General features: G+C 60.9%; 20 protein-coding genes and 1 tRNA gene. 10 read left to right on the top strand and 11 right to left on the bottom strand.

Going from position 1 to position 23,129, the window contains the following annotated elements:
• The 5 genes from ACINK1_RS07690 to cpdR form a co-directional block, all read right to left on the bottom strand.
• Positions 1-854: enolase C-terminal domain-like protein (locus tag ACINK1_RS07690; protein WP_395760052.1), on the bottom strand; the 854-nt coding region annotated here is incomplete at its 3' end.
• A gap of 52 nt (positions 855-906) precedes the next feature.
• Positions 907-2,127: a 3-sulfinopropanoyl-CoA desulfinase gene (acdA, locus tag ACINK1_RS07685; RefSeq protein ID WP_376802652.1), complete on the bottom strand. Its 1,221-nt coding sequence runs from the start codon at positions 2,125-2,127 to the stop codon at positions 907-909.
• 113 nt (positions 2,128-2,240) lie between these two features.
• A complete protein-coding gene (locus tag ACINK1_RS07680; protein ID WP_376802651.1) occupies positions 2,241-3,137 on the bottom strand; it encodes a LysR family transcriptional regulator in 897 nt (298 codons plus the stop codon).
• A gap of 152 nt (positions 3,138-3,289) precedes the next feature.
• Positions 3,290-3,364, bottom strand: a tRNA-Val gene (locus tag ACINK1_RS07675).
• A gap of 73 nt (positions 3,365-3,437) precedes the next feature.
• Positions 3,438-3,797 (bottom strand): cell cycle two-component system response regulator CpdR, encoded by a 360-nt coding sequence (gene cpdR, locus ACINK1_RS07670; RefSeq protein WP_376802650.1) that lies wholly within the window; start codon positions 3,795-3,797, stop codon positions 3,438-3,440.
• 289 nt (positions 3,798-4,086) lie between these two features.
• Between cpdR and ACINK1_RS07665 the strand changes: the two genes are divergently transcribed.
• Together ACINK1_RS07665 and ACINK1_RS07660 are read left to right on the top strand one after the other, a co-directional pair.
• Positions 4,087-4,974, top strand: a complete 888-nt coding sequence (locus tag ACINK1_RS07665; protein ID WP_376802649.1) for an N-formylglutamate amidohydrolase — start codon at positions 4,087-4,089, stop codon at positions 4,972-4,974.
• A 435-nt stretch (positions 4,975-5,409) separates the two neighbouring features.
• The gene (locus ACINK1_RS07660; protein WP_376802648.1) at positions 5,410-6,192 is read left to right on the top strand and encodes an inositol monophosphatase family protein; all 783 of its coding nucleotides are present in this window, start codon (positions 5,410-5,412) and stop codon (positions 6,190-6,192) included.
• A 131-nt stretch (positions 6,193-6,323) separates the two neighbouring features.
• On the opposite strand, the gene ACINK1_RS07655 is transcribed toward ACINK1_RS07660, so the two are convergent.
• Together ACINK1_RS07655 and ACINK1_RS07650 are read right to left on the bottom strand one after the other, a co-directional pair.
• A complete protein-coding gene (locus ACINK1_RS07655; protein WP_376802647.1) occupies positions 6,324-7,280 on the bottom strand; it encodes an alpha/beta fold hydrolase in 957 nt (318 codons plus the stop codon).
• Between the two features lie 159 nt (positions 7,281-7,439).
• Positions 7,440-7,739, bottom strand: a complete 300-nt coding sequence (locus ACINK1_RS07650) for a hypothetical protein (protein ID WP_376802646.1) — start codon at positions 7,737-7,739, stop codon at positions 7,440-7,442.
• Between the two features lie 269 nt (positions 7,740-8,008).
• Between ACINK1_RS07650 and ACINK1_RS07645 the strand changes: the two genes are divergently transcribed.
• Positions 8,009-8,482 (top strand): Hsp20 family protein, encoded by a 474-nt coding sequence (locus ACINK1_RS07645; protein ID WP_376802645.1) that lies wholly within the window; start codon positions 8,009-8,011, stop codon positions 8,480-8,482.
• Positions 8,483-8,559: 77 nt separating this feature from the next.
• On the opposite strand, the gene ACINK1_RS07640 is transcribed toward ACINK1_RS07645, so the two are convergent.
• Together ACINK1_RS07640 and ACINK1_RS07635 are read right to left on the bottom strand one after the other, a co-directional pair.
• On the bottom strand, positions 8,560-9,261 hold the full coding sequence (locus ACINK1_RS07640) for an SDR family oxidoreductase (RefSeq protein WP_376802644.1): 702 nt from the start codon (positions 9,259-9,261) through the stop codon (positions 8,560-8,562).
• A 25-nt stretch (positions 9,262-9,286) separates the two neighbouring features.
• The gene (locus ACINK1_RS07635; RefSeq protein WP_376802643.1) at positions 9,287-10,357 is read right to left on the bottom strand and encodes a low specificity L-threonine aldolase; all 1,071 of its coding nucleotides are present in this window, start codon (positions 10,355-10,357) and stop codon (positions 9,287-9,289) included.
• A gap of 304 nt (positions 10,358-10,661) precedes the next feature.
• Between ACINK1_RS07635 and gltB the strand changes: the two genes are divergently transcribed.
• The 6 genes from gltB (at position 10,662) to ACINK1_RS07605 (ending at position 19,433) form a co-directional block, all read left to right on the top strand.
• On the top strand, positions 10,662-15,377 hold the full coding sequence (gene gltB, locus ACINK1_RS07630) for a glutamate synthase large subunit (RefSeq protein ID WP_376802642.1): 4,716 nt from the start codon (positions 10,662-10,664) through the stop codon (positions 15,375-15,377).
• A 102-nt stretch (positions 15,378-15,479) separates the two neighbouring features.
• Positions 15,480-16,898, top strand: a complete 1,419-nt coding sequence (locus ACINK1_RS07625; protein WP_376802641.1) for a glutamate synthase subunit beta — start codon at positions 15,480-15,482, stop codon at positions 16,896-16,898.
• 109 nt (positions 16,899-17,007) lie between these two features.
• Positions 17,008-17,388 carry a hypothetical protein gene (locus tag ACINK1_RS07620; RefSeq protein WP_376802640.1) on the top strand — a complete coding sequence of 127 codons (381 nt, stop codon included), beginning with the start codon at positions 17,008-17,010 and terminating at the stop codon, positions 17,386-17,388.
• On the top strand, positions 17,385-18,443 hold the full coding sequence (locus ACINK1_RS07615; protein WP_376802639.1) for a Rieske 2Fe-2S domain-containing protein: 1,059 nt from the start codon (positions 17,385-17,387) through the stop codon (positions 18,441-18,443). Before ACINK1_RS07620 ends, ACINK1_RS07615 begins: the two co-directional genes overlap by 4 nt.
• The gene (locus ACINK1_RS07610; protein WP_376802638.1) at positions 18,433-19,194 is read left to right on the top strand and encodes a hypothetical protein; all 762 of its coding nucleotides are present in this window, start codon (positions 18,433-18,435) and stop codon (positions 19,192-19,194) included. The genes ACINK1_RS07615 and ACINK1_RS07610 overlap by 11 nt, the downstream gene beginning before the upstream one ends.
• A complete protein-coding gene (locus ACINK1_RS07605) occupies positions 19,191-19,433 on the top strand; it encodes a hypothetical protein (RefSeq protein WP_376802637.1) in 243 nt (80 codons plus the stop codon). The genes ACINK1_RS07610 and ACINK1_RS07605 overlap by 4 nt, the downstream gene beginning before the upstream one ends.
• A 132-nt stretch (positions 19,434-19,565) precedes the next feature.
• Here ACINK1_RS07605 and ACINK1_RS07600 read toward each other — a convergent pair whose 3' ends face one another.
• Together ACINK1_RS07600 and ACINK1_RS07595 are read right to left on the bottom strand one after the other, a co-directional pair.
• The gene (locus ACINK1_RS07600) at positions 19,566-20,762 is read right to left on the bottom strand and encodes a patatin-like phospholipase family protein (RefSeq protein ID WP_376802636.1); all 1,197 of its coding nucleotides are present in this window, start codon (positions 20,760-20,762) and stop codon (positions 19,566-19,568) included.
• A gap of 58 nt (positions 20,763-20,820) precedes the next feature.
• Positions 20,821-21,567, bottom strand: a complete 747-nt coding sequence (locus ACINK1_RS07595; RefSeq protein WP_376802635.1) for a molybdate ABC transporter substrate-binding protein — start codon at positions 21,565-21,567, stop codon at positions 20,821-20,823.
• Between the two features lie 128 nt (positions 21,568-21,695).
• Here ACINK1_RS07595 and ACINK1_RS07590 point away from each other — a divergent pair, with 128 nt between their 5' ends.
• Positions 21,696-23,120, top strand: coding sequence for an amidase (locus ACINK1_RS07590; protein WP_376802634.1), 1,425 nt, complete (start codon positions 21,696-21,698; stop codon positions 23,118-23,120).
• Positions 23,121-23,129 lie beyond the last annotated feature (9 nt).

Raw genomic sequence — 23,129 nt, 5'->3', positions numbered from 1 at the left:
CGCTGCCAGCCGGTGATGCCGCCGATGCGTTCAAGGTCGGGCATCATGATATCGGCGGCGCGTTGGGCGATGGCGATGGCCATGGCGTGGGGGCCAGAAAAATTCTCGCCGATCTGGATCGGTGTTTGCAGCGCGGCAGCAAGTTCGGCGTTACCGGCATAATCATCATGGCGGATCGGTTCCTCGATCCAGGATGCGCCTTCGCAATCAAGCGCATAGCCACGCTTCATGGCTTCGGGCAGATCGAGGCCCTGGTTGAAATCAACCATCACCGCCACATGGTCGGGCACAGCGCGCCTTACCGCGCGCATATTTGCAAGATCTTCCGCGATGGTTGGAAAGCCGAGGCGCAGCTTGATGGCGCTAAAGCCGGGTTCAAGCAGTTCCAGCGCCTCAGCGGCAACACGGGCTGGTTCCATCAACCCCAGCCCGTTGCTGTTATAGGCGGGAACGCTGGACGCGTTGGCGCCCAGCAGATGCGACAGAGGCTGGCCGGCGGCCTTGGCGAGGATATCCCAGCAGCAGATGTCGAAGGCGGCAATTGCCATGCGCACCACGCCCTGAACGCCGATCAGGCGGAAGCGCTTGGCAAGCTTGCGGCCAAGATCGACGGGGGCAACAACGTCGCCTTTCACCATCTCCTCGATACCCTTCAGCATGGAGATGATGGCCGGGCCGGCAGCACGCGTATAGGCAAACAGATAGGCGTGGCCGGTGATGCCATCCTCGCTCGTTACATCGACGAGAACGAGCGGCGCGGAGCGCAGGGTCGCAGCCGATGTCCCGAGCGGCCGGTTGAGCGGCACGTCGACGGCGCGGGCGTGGATGGAGCGGATGGACTGCAGCGTCTTCATGCGCGCAGCCTGTCAACAAGCGCTGGCAGGCGCAAGGGCCAGACGCGCAGATTTATTCCGCGGCGATCGCATAGCGGGCGGGCGCGTAGGCATCACGCGCCTGTGGCAGTTTCCAGCCCAGGAGTTTTGACGCCACCAGATTGCGCAGCACCTGTGTCGTGCCACCGCCGATGGTGAACATGCGCACATCGCGCAGCATGCGCTCCAGCGGCAGGGCGTTGGAATAGCCGCGGGCGCCGAACATCTGCAGCGCGTCATTGACGATCTTCTGCGCCGCTTCGCTGGCAAATATCTTGGCCTGCGCTGCCAGATTGGGGCAGGGAAAGGGGCTGTCATGGGACCCTCGCGACCCGGCGGCGGCATAAAGCATCAGGCGGGCGGCGGTGAGCTGGGTCTGCATGTCAGCCAGCATCCATTGCAGCCCCTGGAATTCGCCGATGGGGCGGCCGAACTGGTGGCGCTCCTTGACCCAGGCGAGCGCCTCATCGAGCGCACCCGCAGCAATCCCCATCGCTACCGTTCCAGCCCCGACACGCTGGCTGTTATAGGCGTTCATCAGATCGCCGAAGCCGTTGCGGAAACCGCCTGGCGGGGCAAGAACGCGATGAGCGGCGATCTTCAGATCAGCGAACACCAGTTCTCCCTCGGGCATGCCACGCAAGCCGAGCGTTGCTTCCCGCCTGGTAACCGCGATGCCATCATCCTCGCCAGCGATGGCGATGAACCCGCCAATGCCGAGTTCGCGGCCAGATTCATCGAAGGCGCGGGCGAAAATGAGATGGAGCCGGGAAATGCCCGCACCGGTGATCCAGTGCTTGCAACCATTGAGGATGAAATGGTCGCCGCGCCGGTCAGCGCGGGTTGTCATCGAGGTGGCGTCGGAGCCGGCATCGGGCTCGGAAATACAGATCGCCGGTTTGTCGCCGGCCAGAACCAGGGCTGCTGCCAGTTGTTTCTGCTCTTCGCTGCCATAATGCATGATGGCGGCCAGTGCGCCCATATTGGCCTCAACGACGATGCGGGCGGTGACGGCGCATTGTTTTGCCATCTCCTCGACCACCAGCACGGCATCGAAAAAGGAGCGTCCCTGGCCGCCATAAGCCAGCGGAATGGTCATGCCCATGAAGCCTTCAGCTGTCAGCGCCGTGACAATATCAAGCGGGTAATCGCCGTTGCGATCAATGGCGGCGGCGCGCGGGCGAACGGTGTGGAGGGCAAAGTCGCGGGCGCGCTCGCGCAACGCCGACTGGTCTGCTGTCAGGGTCAACGACATGATCTGCCCTCCTGTCACCAAAACGTGATTGTGACAGTATGGCAGTGTCGCTAAAATCAATCAAACGAAATTTCACGCGCGCTAAATTCATTATTTCGACATTTAATGAAAGATTACGACCCGCTTGCAAGTCGCGAACCGGCAGACGCGGTGACACGGAACGAATTGAGCAGCCCGAGCAGCAAGGCTGATTTGGCCGATTGTGCGTGGAAGATCAGCGACACATTGCGCGAGGCTTCGGGATCATCGATAAACGACAGCCTGATCATGTCGCGCCGGGCGCTGCCCAGGCTGCGCTCGGGAACAATGGCGATACCCAGGCCGCGTTCGACCATGGCGAGAATGGCGTCAAGCGAATCAAGCTCCATATGCTCTTCGGGATGGAGCCCTTTGCGCTGCAGATAGCGGTCAATGATCTCGCCAACGCCGACCCGACGATTGAAGCGGATGAAGGGGTGGTGTTCGCTTTGGGCTAGCCCCAGAGTGCCCTTGAAGCCGGGAGCGGCAATGATCATGAGCCGCTCGCGCAGGATGGTCTCGCAGCGCAGCTCGGGCGGCAGGGCCGGCGGCTCGGTAATGACGGCGCCGTCAAGCTTGCCCGCCAGCACATGATCGACGAGCGAGCCGGACAGGCCGCTTTCAACGGTGATGCGGATGCCTGGATAGCGCCTCCCCAGTCCGAGCAGCGCATCAGGCAGCAGGCTTGATGAGGCAGTGGGAATAACGCCAAGGGTCAGACGGCCGGTGAGACTGTCTCCGGCCTTCACGGTCTCGGCGATGGAGCGCACCAGACCCAGGATCTCGCGTGCGGGCCGGACAATCGCAATCGCCGCCTCCGTCATCGCCGGCGGGCGCACGGAGCGGTCAAAAAGTGCGACGCCCAATTCGTCCTCAAGCGCCTTGATATGCATGCTGACAGAGGATTGCTTGAAGCCAAGGCGTCTTGCTGCCTCGAGAAAGGACTGACTGTCGTGAATGGCGACCAGGCACTGCAGGGCCTTCAGATTCATTGTCGGAGCGCCTCAAACTTTGACCTAATCCAGCCTGTCAGACACAGGACACGCCGGCGGACCTCGTCATGGAGCGTGCAAGACGCCGTGAAGACGTGGTGCCGGCGGCGGCGACACAGGAAAGCATTCTTTGTCATGAGCAGGGAAGGGGATGGTGGGTGCGACAGGGATCGAACCTGTGACCCCTTCCATGTCAAGGAAGTGCTCTCCCGCTGAGCTACGCACCCATTCCGCAAGACGGAAAAGGCTCTTAACCGATCAAGTGAAGGGCTGCAAGCCTTGGTTGTTATTTGTAAAGTGTCAGGCGGCGAGCATGCGCTGGACTTCGCCCACAAGTTCTTTCAGGTGAAAAGGCTTGGAGATCACACGCGCGTCGCGCGGGGCGTTCGAATCAGGATTGAGGACCACCGCCGCAAAGCCGGTGATGAACATGACCTTCAGCGCCGGGTCGATTTCGGTGGCGCGGCGGGCGAGTTCGATGCCGTCCATTTCCGGCATGACGATGTCGGTCAGCAGGAGTGTGAACGGTTCTTCACGCAACCGCTCAAAGGCGGAGCGTCCATTGTCGAAGGACGTCACCTCATAGCCAGCTGTTGTCAGAACCTTGGAGAGAAAGCGACGCAAGCTGTGATCGTCTTCTGCCAGAAGGATTTTTGTCATAAAGGACCTGCGCGGTTAACTTCCAGTGCCGACAGCGCGAATGACACCGCGCTGCGTTCATCGTCATCACATTATCATGTCATCCAACATGCTTAACAGAGCGTAAATTTTCGTGCACTCTATTGCAGATTAATGACATATCATGGTCCTTATTCGTCGAAAGCCGTTGGAGCGGGAGGTGTGCGGCGCCGGACATCGATGGGGCCGGTGGATGCTGGCGGGCTGACGAAGATATCCGCCAGGTGGCGGATCGTTTTTGATGATAACCTCTCAGGCGAAGGCTGATTTCATGGACTATAGCGATCCGCTCGAACGGCCGGCATTCGACATCATGGAGCCGCAGATGCTGCGTGCGCCCGTTATTTTCAACTCCCCTCATTCGGGAAATCATTATCCCAAATCATTTCTGGCAGCCTCCCGGCTTGACGCCCTCACCCTGCGCCGCTCGGAAGATGCTTTTGTTGACGAGTTGTTTGCAGGTGTTGTCGAGCGCGGCGCACCGCTGATGCGCGCCCATTTCCCGCGCGCTTTCCTTGACGTTAATCGCGAGCCTTATGAGCTTGACCCGCGCATGTTCAGCGGGCGTTTGCCGGCCTTTGCCAATACGCGCTCGCTGCGCGTTGCGGGCGGGCTTGGCACGATCGCCCGCGTCGTGGCTGATGCCGAGGAAATCTACGCCAGCCCGCTCAAGGTGAATGAGGCGCTGGCGCGCATTGATCTCTTCCACAAGCCCTATCATGCAGCGCTCAACGGGCTGATGAAGCGCCTGCGCCAGACATTCGGTTATATGGTGCTGGTTGACTGTCATTCGATGCCCTCTGTTGTGCGCCAGGGCGGGGAGCGCATGCGGGCTGATTTCATCATCGGTGATCGCCATGGCACAAGCTGCGCCTGCGAGTTGAGCGACCATGTGGAACTGACATTGACGCGGCTTGGCTACAGCGTCCTGCGCAACAAGCCTTACGCCGGGGGCTATATCACCGAGCAATACGGAACGCCGGCCATCGGCTGGCACGCCATCCAGATCGAGATCAACCGCGCTCTCTATCTTGATGAAACCACATGCACGAAGACCGCTGATTTCGAGCGGCTGCAAGCCCATCTGATGATTTTAGCCGAGACGTTGATTGCGCTTGATACGCCGCTCTCAGACAGCGCGGCGGCTGCCGCCGAGTAAGACTGTACAGAGATTGCAATCGATGTGCCGGGACCCACGACCAGACTTGAAGAAAAGGGGGCCGTCCGCGTTGGCGAACGGCCCAAGTCTAGGGAGGAAACGCCCAAGGAGGGCAGCGGTGCGACGCAGCAACGTCTCACCGCTCATGACGATAATGGTGCAGTGCAAAAGAAAATGCAAGTGCGCCGCAACGTAAAATGCCGCAAGGTTCATGCGCTGGCGTTTGGTCAGCTATGCGCAACAGAAAGAATCGACAAAAAATAATAAAATATGAGGTGTTTTCTGGAACAAAATTTATTTGACTGAAGCATTCTTATGAAAATTCACGAAAAATGATGAGGGGTATCCCTTGTGGCAGCAGCGTCATCAGGCTGCGACTTTTTTGCACTGCGATAAAATACCTATATCAATCCCGCTCGGAATTCAGGTGGTTCGATGGTTTGCGACGAATTTCTCTTTCTTGACGAATTAAATGATGCGGCGCAGGCGGTCACCTTGCCGATGTTTCGGGGGCATCTGGTTGTCGACAGCAAGGGCAATGAGCCGGGTGATTTTGATCCGGTGACGGAAGCTGATCGCCAGGCGGAGCTGACGTTGCGGCGTCTCATCATGGCGCGATATCCTGATGACGGGATCGCGGGCGAGGAATTTCCCGACCACAAGCCGCAGGCCGGTCGCGTCTGGCATCTCGATCCGATTGACGGGACGCGGCAATTCGTGTCCGGCATGCCGCTGTGGGGAACCATGATCGGCCTCATGCAGGGGGGCGAGCCATGCCTCGGTTCGATCGCCCATCCGTTTACCGATGAGCGGTTTTATGGTGGCGGTGGCCGGTCGCGTTATCGACGCGGCGGGGTTGACGCGCCCTTGCATTGCCGCCGCTGTGCCGGCCTTGGCGAGGCAACGCTGTTTTCAACCAGCCCCACCTTGTTCCGTGGCGACAGGAGCGAGCGGTTTTCGCGGCTCAGCCACAGCGTGAAGCTTACACGCTTTGGTGTCGACTGTTACGCGTTCTGCCTGGTGGCGCTCGGCACCATTGATATGGTGGTCGAGACGGGGCTCGATGACCATGACATCATCGCCGCCGTGCCGATCATCGAGGCTGCCGGCGGCGCCGTGGTCGACTGGCAGGGCAGGCGTGCCCGAGCCGGTGGCGATGTTCTGGCGGTGGGCGACAGGCGGCTCATTGAGCCGGCGTTGCGTCACCTCAACGGCTAGAGCATGCTGCGAAAAAGTGAAGCCTGTTTTTCGATAACAGCATGCGAAAACAACAAGATAAGAGCAGGTTGCGATGCCGTGTAAACGCAATTTGCTTCAACAAGGCGGGTGGCGGCGTGAAGCGGCGTTGATCAGCGTGTTCGGCCACTGTCATCGCTGAAAAAAGTATCAATCGCCGCCAAGACCTGCTCACGCGCGATATCTCGTTCCATCAGCAATTCGTGGCGGGCACCGGTGATCGTGAGATGGCGGGCCATCGGCAGACGCCGGGCGATGGCGTCAATGGCGCGATTGGAAACGATAGCGTCGTTACCAGAACTGAGGATCAGTAAAGGCACCTTGGTCTGTTCCATCACACCTTCACTCTCGATATCGGCCATGGCAGCAAGCGAGGCGCCGACCCAGCCGATGGTCGGGGAGCCGATGCCTAGCTGCGGCGCTGCCGCGATGATGGCGGCGTTGCGCGCATAGCGCGCCTCATCCGACGTCAGCACATTGCCGAGAAACGGCTGGTTGTCGCCGGGCTTGGCACTGCCGGTCGGGATAAAAAATCGCCCGAAGCCGGTCTCGTTTGCCACGCGCACCAGAAGACGGGCGATGGCCACGGGCTCATAGGATGTTCCAAGCCCGAGAAAGGGACAGGTCAATACCGCGCGTTCGAAATAGCGTGCCCGGCGGGTCATGAAGCGCAGCACAATCAGACCGCCCGTTGAATGTGCAAGCGCGTAATAGGGCGGCGGGCAATCTTTCCTGACGACCTGCTCGAACAGGGCCACCAGATCGGTTTCATAGCGGTCGTAATGGCTGATGTGGCCCTTGCCCGGGTTGGATAACAAGCGTTGAGAGCCGCCTTGGCCCCGCCAGTCAAGGGTCGCTACCGCAAAGCCTTTGGCGCGCAGATTGGTTATGGTCTCGAAATATTTTTCGATGTATTCGGCCCGCCCCTGTAACAGGCAGATGGTGCCCCGGCCCTGGCCGGATGTGGCAAGCCAGCTGGCCGTGCGCAGGCTGATCGCGTCGCTTGCCTGGATCATCTCCACGCGTGCGCCATCAGGAACGGGATTAGCAGGGGTGGCGATCAACGGCATCGACGCTCTCGCGGACAGAAGGGACGATCAGGGTCGGGATCCGGTCCGGCTCCTGACACAAGACCTCAATCGTATCATGTCCCTCTACCAGTCGCTCGCGCGCTAACCTAGAGCTGATTGGCCGGCATGGCACTGAGGGACGTGGCGCGGAGCGCCCGGTCAGGGGTGAGGACGCTCGCCGACAATCGTGCCATCGCTGGCTACGACCAGTTGGCGCCGGTCGCCACGTGCGCTGGTCGCGCTCACCAGATAGACATCGCCGCGTTTGCGGATGTCACCCAGGTGGCGATAGCCGCGCCGCAGCAGCAAAGCGCTGATCGTCTCGCTATCCGGAGGCGCTGCCGGCTTGCTGGTGAAGATCTGGGCAGCCAACGGCAAGGTGAGCGCCGACAGGCTGGCAAGGATGAGAAAGAGGGAGCGACGACGCATAAGGATATCCGGCAGGCAAAAAGCGATCATGTTGGCGTCCCGTATACCGGCGCCTGCTTGAACCGGACGCTACCTGCCTGTTCACGCCCGATTCATCTGATCCGCCCGGTTTCAGCCGCGTTTGTTATATTTTTTCTGTCGCCGCCCTTGTGTCCGTTTGATCGTTTCCTACATCACCCTTGTGGCGGCCCAACCGGGAGCCATGACAGGCCGGGCCCCGTGGGCCGGTTTGTGTTCACGTGCGCCTGCGGGCCTGCGCCTGTGGTCGCCATCATGTCGCTTCTTGAGGAGGATATGTCATGCGTATCGATTTTTCCCCGCTTTATCGTTCAACCGTTGGCTTCGACCGGCTGTTCCAGATTCTTGATCAGGTCGGTGGCGCCGAGACCGTGCCGGCCTATCCGCCCTATAATATCGAGCGCACGGCGGAAAATGCCTATCGCGTGTCGATCGCGGTTGCCGGCTTTGCCGAAAAGGACCTCAGCATCGAGGTCAAGGAACTGGCGTTGACGGTGCGCGGCGACAGGGCCGAAAAAGCTGACGATCAGCGCGAGGTGCTGTTCCAGGGCATTGCCGGGCGTTCCTTCGAGCGGCGCTTCCAGCTCGCCGATCATGTCCAGGTGGTGGGTGCGGTGCTGGAAAACGGCCTCCTGCACATCGATCTGGTGCGCGAGATCCCGGAAGCCAAGAAGCCCAAGCTCATTCCGATCAAGGCCGGTGCTTCGCGGGCGCTGGAAGGCGCCAAGATTGAAGGCGTCAAGACGGCCGCCTGAGCGTTTCGGAGCGGTTAAACTGACAAGGGGCGCCCCCTTCCCAGAGGGGCGCCTTTTTTGTGGGCTCGAGGATGCGCTTACACGGACCGGGTGATCCCGCCATCCACGCGCAAATTCTGCCCCGTGATATAGGCAGCGCCGGGCGATGCCAGAAAGGCGATGGTGTCGGCAATCTCGCTCACCTTGCCATAGCGCCCGAGCGGAATACGGCTGCGGAATTCCTCCTTCGGCGGGAAGCTGTCGATGAAGCCGGGAAGAACGTTGTTCATGCGGATGTTTTCAGCCGCGTAGCGGTCGGAAAAGAGTTTGGTATAGGCGGCAAGCCCGGCGCGAAAGACGCCGGATGTGGGAAAATTCGCGTCCGGCTCGAAGGCGGCGAAGGTCGAGATGTTGATGATCGCCCCGCCCTTCTGCTTCTGCATGATCGGGGTCACCAGCCGTGCCGGGCGAACGACATTGAGGAAATACACCTCCATGCCGCGATGCCAGTCCTCGTCCGATATGTCGAGGAGAGGGGCGCGTGGCCCATGGCCAGCGCTGTTGACGAGGACATCAATGCGCCCCCAGCGCTCAAGCGTGCGGTCGACAAGGCGGCTGAGATCCGCATTCGACTGGTTGGAACCGGTGACGCCAAGGCCGCCCAGTTCCCCGGCCAGGGCTTCGCCTTTGCCGGACGAGGAGAGGATGGCGACCGAAAAGCCGTCAGCCGCAAGACGGCGGGCAGCTGCCGCCCCCATGCCGCTGCCGCCGGCGGTGATGATGGCTACACGTTCGCCCATATCGTTCTCCTTTTTGCAGTTTCTCTCAGGCCTGGCGGCGCGCGGTGGCGAGCGCGGCAAGAAAATCATCCACGTCCGTCACTTTTGTTTGAAACGAACAGATAAGGCGGGAAATTTCCTCATGCGGTTTCAGGCTCGCGCCAGCTGCAAGTGATGATGCGCCTGGCCAGGGGTAGAAAACATGGCCTGACTGACGCAAGTGATCGGCAAGCGCCATCGGCATGATGGGGAACACCTCATTGCCGTCAGCTGGCCAGGCGAGCATCAATCCGCTCGTGACGAGGCCATCAGCAAGGCGCTTGGCCATGGCGTTGGCATGGGCTGCCAGATCGCGCCAGTGATCGTCTTTCAACCAGGCCTCGACCTGGGCGGCAACGAACCGCATTTTAGATAAAAGATGGCCGCCACGCATGCGACGATAGAGAAAATCACTGGCGCGGGCAGGATCGAAGAAAACGACCGCTTCGGCCGCCATGGCGCCGTTCTTGGTGGCGCCGAGCGACATGACGTCGACACCGGCTTGCCATGTCATGGCGGCGGGGCTGGCATTGGTACTGACGAGAGCATTGGCGAAACGGGCGCCATCAAGATGGACGGTGAGATGATGCGCATGCGCCAGAGCCGCGAGCGCGGTGATTTCGGCGGGTGTATAGCAGGTGCCGCACTCGGTGAGATTGGTGAGGCTCAAGGTCGCTGGCTGCGTCGAATGCGCATCTCCCCGCCGGGCCCGGGAGATGGCCGCATCCAGCGCTTGCGGCGCGATTTTTGCGCCTGCCCCTGCAACGCCATGGAGTTTGGCGCCACTGTAGAATTCCGGCGCGCCGCATTCGCTGGTCGCGACATGTGCCATCTCATGGGCATAGATGGTGCCCCAGGGCGGCGTTACATGGGCAAGCGCCAGCGCGTTGGCGGCCGTGCCGGAGGTCATGAAAAAAACGGCGCAATCGCGCTCGAAAAAGGCTGAAATGGATTGTTCAGCCCGCCCGGTCCATTCGTCGGCGCCATAGGCGGTCGCCGGTCCGGCCTGCATGGCTGCCGATACCGCATTGATGACGGGTGTGCTGGCACCCGCCCAGTTGTCGCTCGCAAATGACATTGCTGCTGCTTTCCCAAATTTGAATACCAAGCCCACAATGTGGCTGCGTAAAACGCAAGGATCAACCGCGGGGCCGGTTGATTGGTGTTTGATTGCCGTGGATGGTCATTATTCGCAATCATTGGTATGGCCAAGACGGAGTTTACGAAAGACTATGTTGAGCGATGGCACTGGCGGCTTGTGAGGGGTTGCAAGCTGTGGCAGGGTGCGCTTTCGTTTAGGACAGGTATGTTGCCATATTTTCGCAGGGGCAGAGCCGATCAGTTTGCCCTGACGATGACGGACGGAACGGATGGAGGCACGCATGGGCGATCAATCGCTTGGCCACAATGCGGTAACGGGTGTGGAAACCGGGTTGTCAACGACAGCCCGAACGGTTCGCCCGGGCAAACCGCTCGCCCATGGCCTGTTTGATCCCAAACGTGAGCATGATGCCTGCGGCGTTGGCTTTGTTGCCCGCATGTCGGGAGAGAAATCCCATGACATCGTCACCATGGGCATACGCATGCTGCAAAATCTCGAGCATCGCGGGGCGGTGGGGGCTGATCCGCGGGCTGGCGATGGCGCCGGCATGCTGGTGCAGATCCCTCACCCCTTCTTTGTCCGGGAAGCAGCCGGGCTCGACATCGTCCTTCCAGAACCTGGCCGCTATGCGGTCGGTCATATTTTCATGCCGCTCGATGCGGATAGTCGCGGAAAGATCAAGAAGCGGCTGACGGAGATTTGCTCGGAGTTCGGGCAGAAGCTTCTTGGCTGGCGCGTTGTGCCAACCGACAATTCAACACTTGGCGAGAGCGTCAAGCCGTCGGAACCCTACCAGGTCCAGTGCTTCATCGAACGTGGCGCGGCGATCAAGAGCGAGGAGGCTTTCGAGCGTCGTCTCTACATCATCCGCAAGGTGCTCTCGAACTTCGTTGCCGCGCAGAACGATCCGGCGATGGAGGGGTTCTACGTCGTCTCGCTGTCGTGCCGCACGATCACCTACAAGGGCATGTTCCTCGCCGATCAGCTGGCGACCTACTATCCCGATCTGTCGAGCCCGGATTTCGCGTCGGCGCTGGCGCTCGTGCACCAGCGGTTTTCGACCAATACTTTCCCGGCCTGGCCGCTGGCGCACCCCTATCGCCTGGTGGCGCATAATGGCGAGATCAACACGTTGCGCGGCAACGTCAACTGGATGGCGGCGCGTCAGGCGACGATGAGCTCGGAGAAATTCGGCGATACCATCGATCTGCTCTGGCCGATTTCCTATGAGGGACAGTCGGACACGGCATGTTTTGACAACGCCCTCGAATTTCTCATCCAGGGTGGCTACAGCCTGGCGCATGCCATGATGGTGCTGATCCCCGAAGCGTGGACCGGCAACAAGCTGATGGATGACGGTCTGCGTGCCTTCTACGAATATCACGCGGCGATCATGGAGCCGTGGGATGGCCCGGCGGCGGTGGCGTTTTCCGATGGCCGGCAGATTGGCGCGACGCTTGACCGCAACGGCCTGCGGCCGGCGCGCTATTTTGTCACCGATGACGGGCTCGTGGTGATGTCCTCCGAGATGGGGGCGCTGCCGATCGAGGAAAGCCGCATCATTCACAAATGGCGGTTGCAGCCTGGACGCATGCTGCTGATCGATCTGGAAAAGGGCCGCATCATCGATGATGAGGAGGTGAAGAAGGAGCTTGCCTCGCAGCATCCCTATCGCGACATCCTCGACCGGACGCAGATCATCCTCGAAGAGATGCCGGCAATGGAGGCAAGCGGGCCACGCGCCAAGAGCGCGTTGCTCGACCTGCAGCAGGCGTTTGGCTATACGCAGGAAGACGTGAAGCTGCTGATGGCGCCGATGGCGACCACGGGGCAAGAGGCCGTCGGCTCGATGGGAACGGATACGCCGATCTCGGCGTTGTCGTCGAAATCAAAGCTTCTCTACACCTATTTCAAGCAGAACTTCGCGCAGGTCACCAATCCGCCGATCGATCCGATCCGCGAGGAAATGGTGATGAGCCTTGTTTCCTTCATCGGTCCGCGCCCCAACGTTTTCGACACGCACAAGCTGTGGGATGAAAAGCGCCTCGAAGTGCGCCAGCCCATCCTGTCGAACGAAGATCTGGAAAAGATCCGCGGTATCTCGGAAATGGCGGAAAACCATTTCATGACGGTGACCCTCGACATCACCTATGCGGCCGACAAGGGTGCGGCGGGGATGGCGGAGGCCTTGCAGCGGGTGTGCGAAAAGGCCGAGCGTTTCGTCGTCAATGAAGAGCGCAACATCATCATCCTGTCCGATCGGCTGGTAGGGCCGGGGCGTATTCCCATCCCGGCGCTGCTGGCAACCGCCGGCGTTCATCACCACCTCATACGCAAGGGGCTCAGGACCTCGGTCGGCCTTGTTGTCGAGACCGGTGAAGCGCGCGAGGTGCACCATTTCTGCTGTCTGGCGGGCTATGGAGCGGAAGCGATCAATCCGTGGCTTGCCTTTGATACCATGCGTGACATTCAGCGGCGTGGCGAATTGCCGCCTGAGGTTGATGGCGACGAAGTCGTCCGGCGGTACATCAAATCGGTCGGCAAGGGCATCCTCAAGGTGATGTCGAAGATGGGCATCTCGACCTATCAATCCTATTGCGGGGCGCAGATTTTCGACGCGCTCGGCCTGTCACAGGAGCTGGTTGACCGCTTCTTCTACGGCACCGCCTCGACCATTGGCGGCATTGGTTTTGCCGAGATCGCCGAAGAAACGGTGATGCGCCATGGCCTGGCCTTCGGCGAGGACCCGGTGCTGCGTCACACGCTCGATATCGGTGGCGAATACGCCTTCAGAACGCGAGGTGAAGACCATGCATGGACGCCCGATATCGTCGCGCATCTCCAGCATGCGGTACGCGCCAACCTGCCGGCCACCTACCGCGAATTTGCCCGCGAGGTGAACGAGCAGAACGAGCGCTTCACAACCGTGCGCGGCCTTTTCCACCTGAAGGGCGCGGACGAAGTCGGGCGCATGCCGGTCGGGCTCGATGAGGTCGAACCGGCCGCCGATATTGTCAAGCGCTTTTCAACGGGCGCCATGTCGTTTGGTTCGATCAGTCGCGAGGCGCATACGACGCTTGCCAGGGCGATGAACGCGATCGGCGGCAAGTCGAATACGGGCGAAGGCGGCGAAGAGGCCGACCGCTTCATGCCGCTTGAGGATGGGTCTGCCAATCCGATGCGCTCGGCCATCAAGCAGGTTGCCTCCGGGCGTTTCGGGGTGACGACGGAATATCTCGTCAATGCCGATATGTTGCAAATCAAGGTGGCGCAGGGTGCCAAGCCCGGTGAGGGCGGGCAGTTGCCGGGCCACAAGGTGGATGCGAGCATCGCCAAAGTGCGCCATTCAACGCCCGGTGTTGGTCTGATTTCGCCGCCGCCGCATCACGATATTTATTCGATCGAGGATCTGGCGCAGCTCATTTTCGACCTCAAGAACGTCAACCCGCAGGCCGATATTTCGGTCAAGCTGGTATCGGAGGTGGGTGTGGGCACGGTCGCGGCCGGTGTTGCCAAATCGCGTGCCGACCACATCACCATCTCAGGCTATGAGGGCGGCACCGGCGCTTCGCCGCTCACCTCGATCAAGCATGCCGGCAGCCCGTGGGAAATGGGTCTTGCCGAAACCCATCAGACGCTGGTTGCCAATCGCCTCCGGGGGCGGGTGGCGCTGCAGGTCGATGGCGGCTTGCGCACCGGGCGCGATGTCATCATCGGCGCGCTGCTGGGGGCGGATGAGTTCGGCTTTTCAACCGCGCCGTTGATAGCCGCCGGCTGCATCATGATGCGCAAATGCCATCTCAACACCTGTCCGGTGGGTGTGGCGACGCAGGACCCGGTGTTGCGCCGGCGCTTCAAGGGAACGCCTGAGCACGTCATCAATTATTTCTTCTTCGTGGCCGAAGAAGTGCGTGAACTCATGGCGGCGATGGGTGTGCGCCGTTTCGATGAATTGGTGGGGGCTTGCGAGTATCTCGCCAAGCGTGACGATATCACCCATTGGAAGGCGAAGGGGCTCAATTTCGACCGGCTTTTTGCCAAGGCGCAAGCAGGCGAAGGCACGGCGATCCGCCATTGCGAGCGCCAGAATCACCCCATCGCCAATGTGCTTGATCGCAAGCTTATCGCTGCGGCGATGCCAGCACTCGACGGTGGCGGCCCGGTCAAGATCGACCACGATATCGGCAATACTGATCGCGCGGTCGGCGCCATGCTGTCGGGCGAGGTGGCGCGGCGCTTTGGCCATGAAGGACTGCCGGACGACACGATCGAGATCGATCTTCATGGGACGGCTGGCCAGTCATTCGGTGCCTGGCTTGCGGGCGGGGTCACCATGACCCTCCACGGGCAGGCGAATGATTATGTCGGAAAGGGCCTGTCGGGGGGGCTTCTCATCATCCGTCCCTCGGCGCAGTCGACGATCGAAGCTGACAAGGCGATCATCGTCGGCAATACGGTTCTCTATGGGGCGATTGCGGGTGAAGCCTATTTCAGCGGTGTTGCCGGCGAGCGCTTTGCTGTTCGCAATTCCGGGGCGGTCGCGGTCGTCGAGGGCGTCGGCGACCACGGGTGCGAATATATGACGGGTGGCATTGCTGTCATCCTGGGGTCGACGGGACGTAATTTTGCCGCCGGCATGTCAGGCGGTGTCGCCTATGTGCTCGACGAGGATGGCCAGTTCGAGAGCCGGTGCAATCTGTCGATGGTCGAACTTGAGCCGGTGGAGGAAGAAGAGGTGCTGCTTGAGCGCCATTTTCATCATGGCGGGGATCTTGAGCACAAAGGCAGGGTCGATGTGGGCGGAGACCTGACGCGTCATGATGAGGAGCGGTTGGTGCAGCTCGTCGAAAACCATCACGCCTATACGGGCTCATTGAAAGCCAGGAAGATTCTCGACAACTGGGCGACCTACCGTCCCAAATTCCGTAAAGTCATGCCGGTTGAATACCGCAAGGCAATCCAGCAGATGCAGGCCTATCGCCAGGCGGCGGAATAGGGGTGGTATGGGGCTGGCCGCACCGCATGGCGGTTGCGGGGGTGGACAGGCATTGGCAGCAGATTGCCGGTTGATGGCAACGATATTCGAAAGTCAGGATTGATGGGCAAGGTCACGGGATTTCTGGAGATTGACCGGCAGGAGCAGAAGTACCAGCCGGCGGGTGATCGCGTGCGCCATTTTCGCGAATTCACGCTGGCGCTTGACGAGCGCGATGTGGAGAAGCAGGCGGCGCGCTGCATGGATTGTGGCGTGCCCTATTGCCATACGGCCTGTCCGGTCAACAACCAGATCCCCGACTGGAACGATCTCGTCTACGCCAGGGACTGGCAGGAGGCCTCGCGCAATCTGCACTCGACCAATAATTTTCCTGAATTCACCGGCCGTGTCTGTCCTGCGCCCTGCGAGGAAGCCTGCACCCTGAACCTCGAGGATGCTCCGGTCGCGATCAAGACGGTGGAGCAATCCATCGTCGACCGTGCATGGACGGAGGGGTGGATCCATCCAGAGCCCCCCAAGAAGCGCACGGGCAGGCGTGTTGCGATCGTCGGGGCTGGTCCGGCGGGGCTGGCTTGCGCCCAGCAATTGGCACGGGCCGGACATGAGGTTCATCTTTATGAGCGTGAACCGCGCGCCGGGGGGCTTCTGCGCTACGGCATTCCTGATTTCAAAATGGAAAAATGGCTGATCGACCGCCGCGTCAACCAGATGGAAGCGGAAGGCGTCACCTTCCATTTCGGCCAAAGCATCGGCCATACGCTGGCAGCAGGCGAGCTGGTGGAGGCCCATGACGCAGTGGTTCTTGCCTGCGGCGCTGAATTTCCACGCGATCCGCAGCTGCCGGGCCTGGAGCTTGAGGGCGTGCATTACGCCATGCCCTATCTGGTGCAGCAGAACCGGCGTGTCGGCCATGAGCCGGTCATCCCCGAAGTGCCGATCCATGCCGCGGGCAAGAAAGTCGTCGTCATCGGCGGTGGCGATACGGCGTCCGACTGCATCGGCACAGCCTTCCGCCAAGGGGCCTTGCAGGTCACTCAGCTCGACATTCGCCCTGAGCCGCCCAAGCGCGAAAACAAGCTCACCGTATGGCCTTATTGGCCGACCAAATTCCGAACCTCGTCATCACAGGCCGAAGGGGCGGCGCGCGAATTCTGGGCGGCGACGCTTGGGCTTGAAGGCAAGAATGGCAGGCTGAAGCGCGTCTTGTGCGCCCGTGTCGATGACCGTCGCCAGCCGGTTGAGGGAAGCGAATTTCACATACCAGCCGACCTCGTGCTGATTGCCATCGGTTTTGCGCATGCGATGCATGACGGGCCGGTGAAAGACCTGTCTCTGTCGCTCGACAAGCGCGGCAATGTTGTTGCCGACGATATGGCCTATCTCACGAACCATCCCAAAGTGTGGGTGGCAGGCGATATGCGGCGCGGTCAATCGCTCGTGGTGTGGGCCATTCGCGAAGGACGCCAGGCAGCCCGCGCGGTTGATCTTCAACTGATGGGCAGCAGCGCCCTGCCGCGCTGATGCCCGCGCATAAACTCGTAAAACGATTATCGGTCTACGGGCATTCCCTACTGTTTTCGACAGCCATCTCGGGTTAGGTTCGCCTGTCAATACGAGGTGCGGGGTGGTCGTGTCGCAGGCAATCGTTTCCTTTCTTTATGCCTATGGCGCGGCTGGCCTCGTGGCGGCTTTGCTGTTCCTGTTGCTGGGGATTGACCGTGTTGAGCCCTCAGCGCGCGGCGCCTACGCGTTTCGCCCGCTGATCGTGCCCGGTCTTGTCATGTTGTGGCCGCTCGTCTTGTGGCGATGGTGGCAGATTGTGCAGGGGCGGGGCGCTGATATGAGCGTCCGTCGCTCTTTTCTGGCGCGCCACGCGGCGGCGTGGAAAACCTTGGCGGTCGTTTTGCCGATCATGCTGGTTGCGGCACTGGCGCTGCGCCAGAGCGGCCCGTACGAGCTGCCTGCCGTGCCGATCGACCAGCGGGCAATGTCAGTGGAGAGCGGGCGGTGAGCGTCACTTTGAAGCCGGTCATCTGGTACCGCAGCAAGCTTGTCTATGATGGCGTGGTGTTGCTGGCGATGTTCCTCTACATCATCGCCTATCTTCGACTTGCGCCGAACTTGCAGCTCGTCAGCCGGCCCATCGATGACGCGATCCTGCGCATGCGCGCGTTCGGCTCCTGCGCCTTTCTTCTGGTGAGCTTCATTCTGGCGATCGGGCCGTTGTCGCGGCTTGACCGGCGCTTCCTGCCGCTTCTCTATAATCGCCGCCATTTCGGGGTGATTGCCTGCTCGGTTGCCTGCGCCCATGTCTATTATGTCTATTCCTGGTATCTCAACCTGAGCCCTCTCAACCCGCTTCTGGCGTTATTTTCGGCCAATACCAGCTACGGGCAGGTGCTGGGATTTCCCTTCGAGATATTCGGCGTTCTGGCCCTCGTCATACTTCTGGCTCTTGCCTTCACCAGCCATGATTTCTGGTTGAGCTTTCTGACGCCCCGTTTGTGGAAATCGCTCCACATGCTCATCTACCTCGCCTATGGCGCCATTGTTGCCCATATTGCGCTGGGCAGTTTTCAGGGAAGCGGGGATCCATTCTTTGTCATGATTGTCTGCGCCAGCGCGCTGGGTCTGGTTGGCGTGCATCTGGCCGCCCGCTCCGTCAGCCGGGCGCCCGAGGGCACGGCAGGCGATGACAACTGGGTCGATGCCGGGCTGATTTCGACGATTGCTGACAAGCGGGCACGCATCATCGACCTTGGCGAGGGAGAGAAGGTGGCGATCTTCCGCTATGATGGCAAGCTCTCGGCCCTGACCAATCTATGCGCCCATCAAAACGGTCCGCTCGGCGAGGGGCGTATCATTGATGGCTGCGTCACCTGTCCGTGGCATGGCTTTCAGTACCGGCCCGAAGATGGCTGCGCACCGGCGCCCTTTACCGAGAAGGTCGCCACCTATCGCCTGCGCCGTGATCTGGATCGTCTTTGGCTTGACCGGCGGGCAAATCCGCCTGGAACCCGCGTCGAGCCGTTACCGGTTAACGAGGGGGTGGCTGATGGCGGGTGATGGCAAGGATGCCTTCTTCATCGGCTATATCAATGCGGTGCCGCAGCCGCTCGGCCGTTTCCTCGCAGTCATCGGGCTCATTGTTGTCGTGGTGATGGGTGGACTTGGCCTCGTCTTGTCGCGACGCACGGCCGATCCCGGCTGGGCGGTAACCGGCTATCAGCACATCGAGGTGCGCGGCATTCTTGAAGCCAGACCCTATCCGGTGCTGCGCGTGCCGGATGGCGAGGGACGCAAGCCGCGCGCCTATCTGCTGGCGGGGGAAGGCAAATATGGTGTCCAGAGCCAGGCTGACGGGCTTTACGGGCGGTGGGTGACGGTTGCCGGTTATCTGTTGAAGCGCGGCACGCTCGATATGCTGCTGGTTGATGACAAGGAAGGAATCGTTGTTGCCTCCGCCAGCGATGTCCTGCACCCCGCCCCGCCGCAATCACTCGGCCGCTGGCGGCTGACGGGCGAAATCTGTGATGGCAAATGTTATAGCGGCGCCATGAGCCCGGGCAACGGGCTGGCGCACAAGGCGTGCGCCAATCTCTGCCTGGTCGGGGGCGTTCCACCGGTTTTTGTCAGCACCGGCGCGGTCAGCGGTTCGGAGTATTTCCTGCTCACCGATGATAAAGATGGCGTCAACGCGCGGCGATTTGCGGATTTTGTCGGCCAGCTCGTTTCGGTCGAAGGCGAGATTGAACGCGTGGACAATTTCTATATTTTCAAGAGCGATCCCGAAACAATGAGAGCGGCGGGGCCGTGAGCACAATCGATGATCGTTCAGGACTTGCCCGGCTGATAGGGCGCAGCCTCTTGACGCTGGCGATTGTCGCGGCGGCGGCGGTGCTGTTTGCGCTCGCCGCCCTGATGTTAACAGACGGGATCATCGGCGAATTTCGTATCGTGGTCCCGGTTCTCGCCGTGTTCCTGCTGGTCACCGCCATCGACTGGCTTCACGGATATGTGGCGACATGGCTGAGCGGGCCTGATCACTCTGCCTAAGGGATGGCTGGGGCTCATCGAACGCGCGATCCGGGAGCAGGTTGCGTTGATGAGGAACCACGATTCGCTCTTATCGTCATGTTTTCACAGGCGTTTATAGGAAAATTGGTTTCCGCCTTTTCACACTACACTCTAGGATTTTGACGGTTTATCAAAGCCAGGATCCTTGTGGACAATGACCGGGTTCAACGGATCGAAGGCCGTCTTTGTCCATGGCTTCGCGTCAAACATGCGCAGCGTGTCCTCACGTCCCGCCTGCCAGCGCCGCGTCACGCCCTGAGGTGAGAAATCAATATCCTTGGTGTGATCCTCGCCCGGGATGATCGGTGCGGACAGGCGAACGACGTGCATGCGTGTCGTGCAGCCATAAGCTGCCAGTTCGACAACGTTCTCCATCTCGCTTGCCTCATCGGGCAGATGACCAACCAGCTCTGTAATGACATGGCGCAGCTTGTGCAGCTGGCGCTGGCGCATGATGTGTTCGTCATCGCGGCTGGCGTACTGGATATCCTTTTGCCGGGTCAGCGCGTCGTTGACGGTTTTGGGCACAGGCCCATGTCCGTGCCAGACCTCGACGGAAAACACCAGGCTGCTCTTGCGCTGGCTATCGTCGAAGACGGCTTCGATCGGCGTGTTGGAAAGAATGCCGCCATCCCAGAAATAGCAGCCGTCGATCTCGACCGAGGGAAAGGCCGGCGGCAGGGCGCCGGAGGCCATGATGTGCGCCACCGACAAAGCTTTGCCATCCGGCATGTCGCGGCTGTCAAAATACTTCATTGAACTCTCGACCACGTTGACGGCCCCGACCGTCAGGCGCGGTGCGTTGCTGTTGAGAAGAGACGTGTCGATCAGCTCGCTCAGTGTCTTTTCAAGGGGCGAGGTGGAATAGATGGCGGCCTGCGCCGGTCCGCCGCCGCTCAGAGCGTTAAGGGGCTTGGGAGCGAAAAAGCCAGGAAGTCCCAGCATCATCGTGGTGGCGGCAGGAAACAGGTTGAAGGGTGGAAAGAGCAGGCTGTTATCGCGCGACATGCGATTCCAGAATTCGCTCAGCGCCTCGACGCGGCGCTCTGGCGGATTACCGGCGATCAGCCCGGCATTGATCGCGCCGATGGATGTGCCGATCACCCATTCCGGCTCGCAGTCTGCTTCGTGCATCGCCTGGTAGACGCCAGCCTGATAGGCACCAAGCGCGCCACCCCCCTGCATCACCAGAACCGGCTGCAAGTGGTTGCCGGTCAGGTCGTCGAGCCCGCAGACATGGAACGCCGATAATTTCTCGGGGTCCGGCGTTCGTTGCTTGCGGGATTGTGGTTTTTGCGATTTGGCCATGGACGATGGGCCCCTTTTACTGGACAGAAGGTGTGGCGCGGATGGCGGTCTGTTCGGGCTAGCGGAAACCGCTCCGCGTGAAAAGCTTCAGATTGTCGTCATCAGCGATGTGATCGATGAAGGCGCGCGCCGGCTCGCCATCGCTCAAGCGCGCAGCCCGCACGACCAGCCATTTCTGCAGCGAATGTGGCAGAAACCCGGCCAGCACGATGCCGGGGCGACTGACGAATTCATTGGCCCAGCCAACCGCCAGGTCAATCTCGCCGGATGCCAGCGCCCGCTCGACCATGTCGGGCCGCGCCAATGGACGCAGCTTGGTGGCCGTCTGGCTTGCAAGCTTTAGCCTCGACAGGGCGATATGAAACTGCGCGGCCGATCCTGTCTCCGATTCTGCATAAGCGATGGAGCGGGCAGCCGTCAGGCTTGTCTTGAATTCGTCTTCGGTAAACACCGCCGGCAACGTTCCGCCGGCCTTGACGGCGACACCAAGCCCAGCTCGCCCGAGTTCCGCAGTTTCGAGGTAGCGCAGTTTTTTCTGCGCCTCCAGGCGGTCAAGCGAAACAGCATCAAGAATGACGATGTCGGCGCGTTCGCCCGCTTCAAGGCGCTGGAGGAGCAGGCTTGCAGGTGCTGACTGGATGACGACCTGATGGTGATAGAGCTTCTCGAAACCCGGCACGAGTTGCTGGATGCCGTTTCGGGCGATATCGACGACCAGGAGTTGGAGCGTCTCGGCCTGCGCAAGGGGGCTCACCACCAGTGTTGCCGCTACCAGGCAGGTTCGCCAGAAAATGCCAGACATCATGTCTCCGGGTTGATCGCAATTTTTGGAACGGTGCTGGCTTAGCACAGATGGGCGCGGAAAGGTGAGGTGGCGATTACTTAGACAAAATATCCTGTCTCATCTAACGTCGGGTTACAGGGGACGAAGCGATGAATGATGTTGATGCCATGGACGGCGAGGCGCTGCGCCGCCAGTTTACCCGTCGCGCCTTGTCGCCGGTCGAGGTAACAAAAAACCTGCTCGCGCGCATTGATGCCAGCGAGAGCGCGATCAATGCCTTCGTCTTCATCGACCGCGAGGGAGCGCTGGTGGCGGCGCACGCCAGTGAGCAACGCTACGCCAAAGGGGCGGCTATCGGCCCGGCTGACGGGATTGCCGCGACGGTGAAGGACAATCTGTCGCTCAAGGGATTTCCCAAGCGCAACGGGTCGCTGGCAACATCGGATGCGCCGGAAGCGTTCGATGCGCCCGCAGTGGCAAGGCTGCGTGAGGCTGGGGTGGTCATTCTCGGCAAGACGACGATGCCTGAATTTGGCTGGAAGGGGCTGTCCGACAGTCCGCTTACCGGGTTGACGCGCAACCCGTGGCGGCTTGATCGCACGACCGGCGGCTCGTCTTCGGGGGCGGCGGCGTGTGCAGCCCTCGGGCTTGGTCACATTCATCTGGGAACCGACGGGGCCGGCTCCCTGCGCATTCCGGCGGCCTTTACGGGCGTTGTCGGCTTCAAGACGACGCATGGGCGGGTACCGGCCTATCCGATTTCGGTGATGGGAGAGCTTGCCCATGTCGGTGCCATCACCCGCTCAACCAGCGATCAGGCACTCGCGCTGTCCCTCATCACGGCACCTGACCGGCGTGATTTCCTGGCATGGACCGACAAGGCCCTTGATCGTCGCGGCAGGCTTGAGGGCGGGATCACGGGATTGAAAATCGGCTTTTCGCCGCGGCTTGGCCACGTCAGCAAGATCGATCCGGAAATTGAAACAAGCGTGGCCGCGGCAGCGCGGGTGTTTGAAGAACTCGGCGCTCATGTCGAGGAGGCCGATCCACGCATGAGCGATCCGCGCGATATTCTCAATGATCTGTGGTTTGCGGGTGCGGCGCTGGCGTTGCGGGCTTTCAAGGACAGCGACCGGGCGGTGATGGATCCGGGATTTCTCGCAGCTGCGCTGCGCGGGCAGGGGGTGAGCGGCGCCACGGTTCTGGAGCGATTGCTGGTCGCGCGCGGGCAACTCATTCAGGCCTTCCACGATTACCATGATCGCTATGACCTGCTGCTCACGCCGCAGATGTCAACAGTCGCCTTGCCGTTTGGCAACAACATGCCGCCGCCGGGCTTTGCCGGTGTCGCGGCATGGGGCGATGAGTGGACGGAATGGAGCCCCTTCACCTACCCCTTCAATATCACCCAGGCGCCGGCGATCTCGCTCCCTTGCGGGCTTAACAGCGAGGGATTACCCATCGGTCTTCAACTCGTTGGCCGGTTGCGTGAGGATGAAACCGTGCTCACCGCCGCGCGCGCCTTTGAGAAGGCAAGCCCGTTCGCCCGCATCGACTCACCACGCCCCGCCTGACCCAGGACA

Origin of the sequence: Raskinella chloraquaticus (SeqCode) (genome assembly GCF_021731865.1) — a bacterium.
GTDB classification, from domain to species: domain Bacteria; phylum Pseudomonadota; class Alphaproteobacteria; order Rhizobiales; family UBA4765; genus Raskinella; species Raskinella chloraquaticus.
Note: the sequence above shows the minus strand (reverse complement) of the source record. Positions and strands in the feature narration are given on the sequence as shown.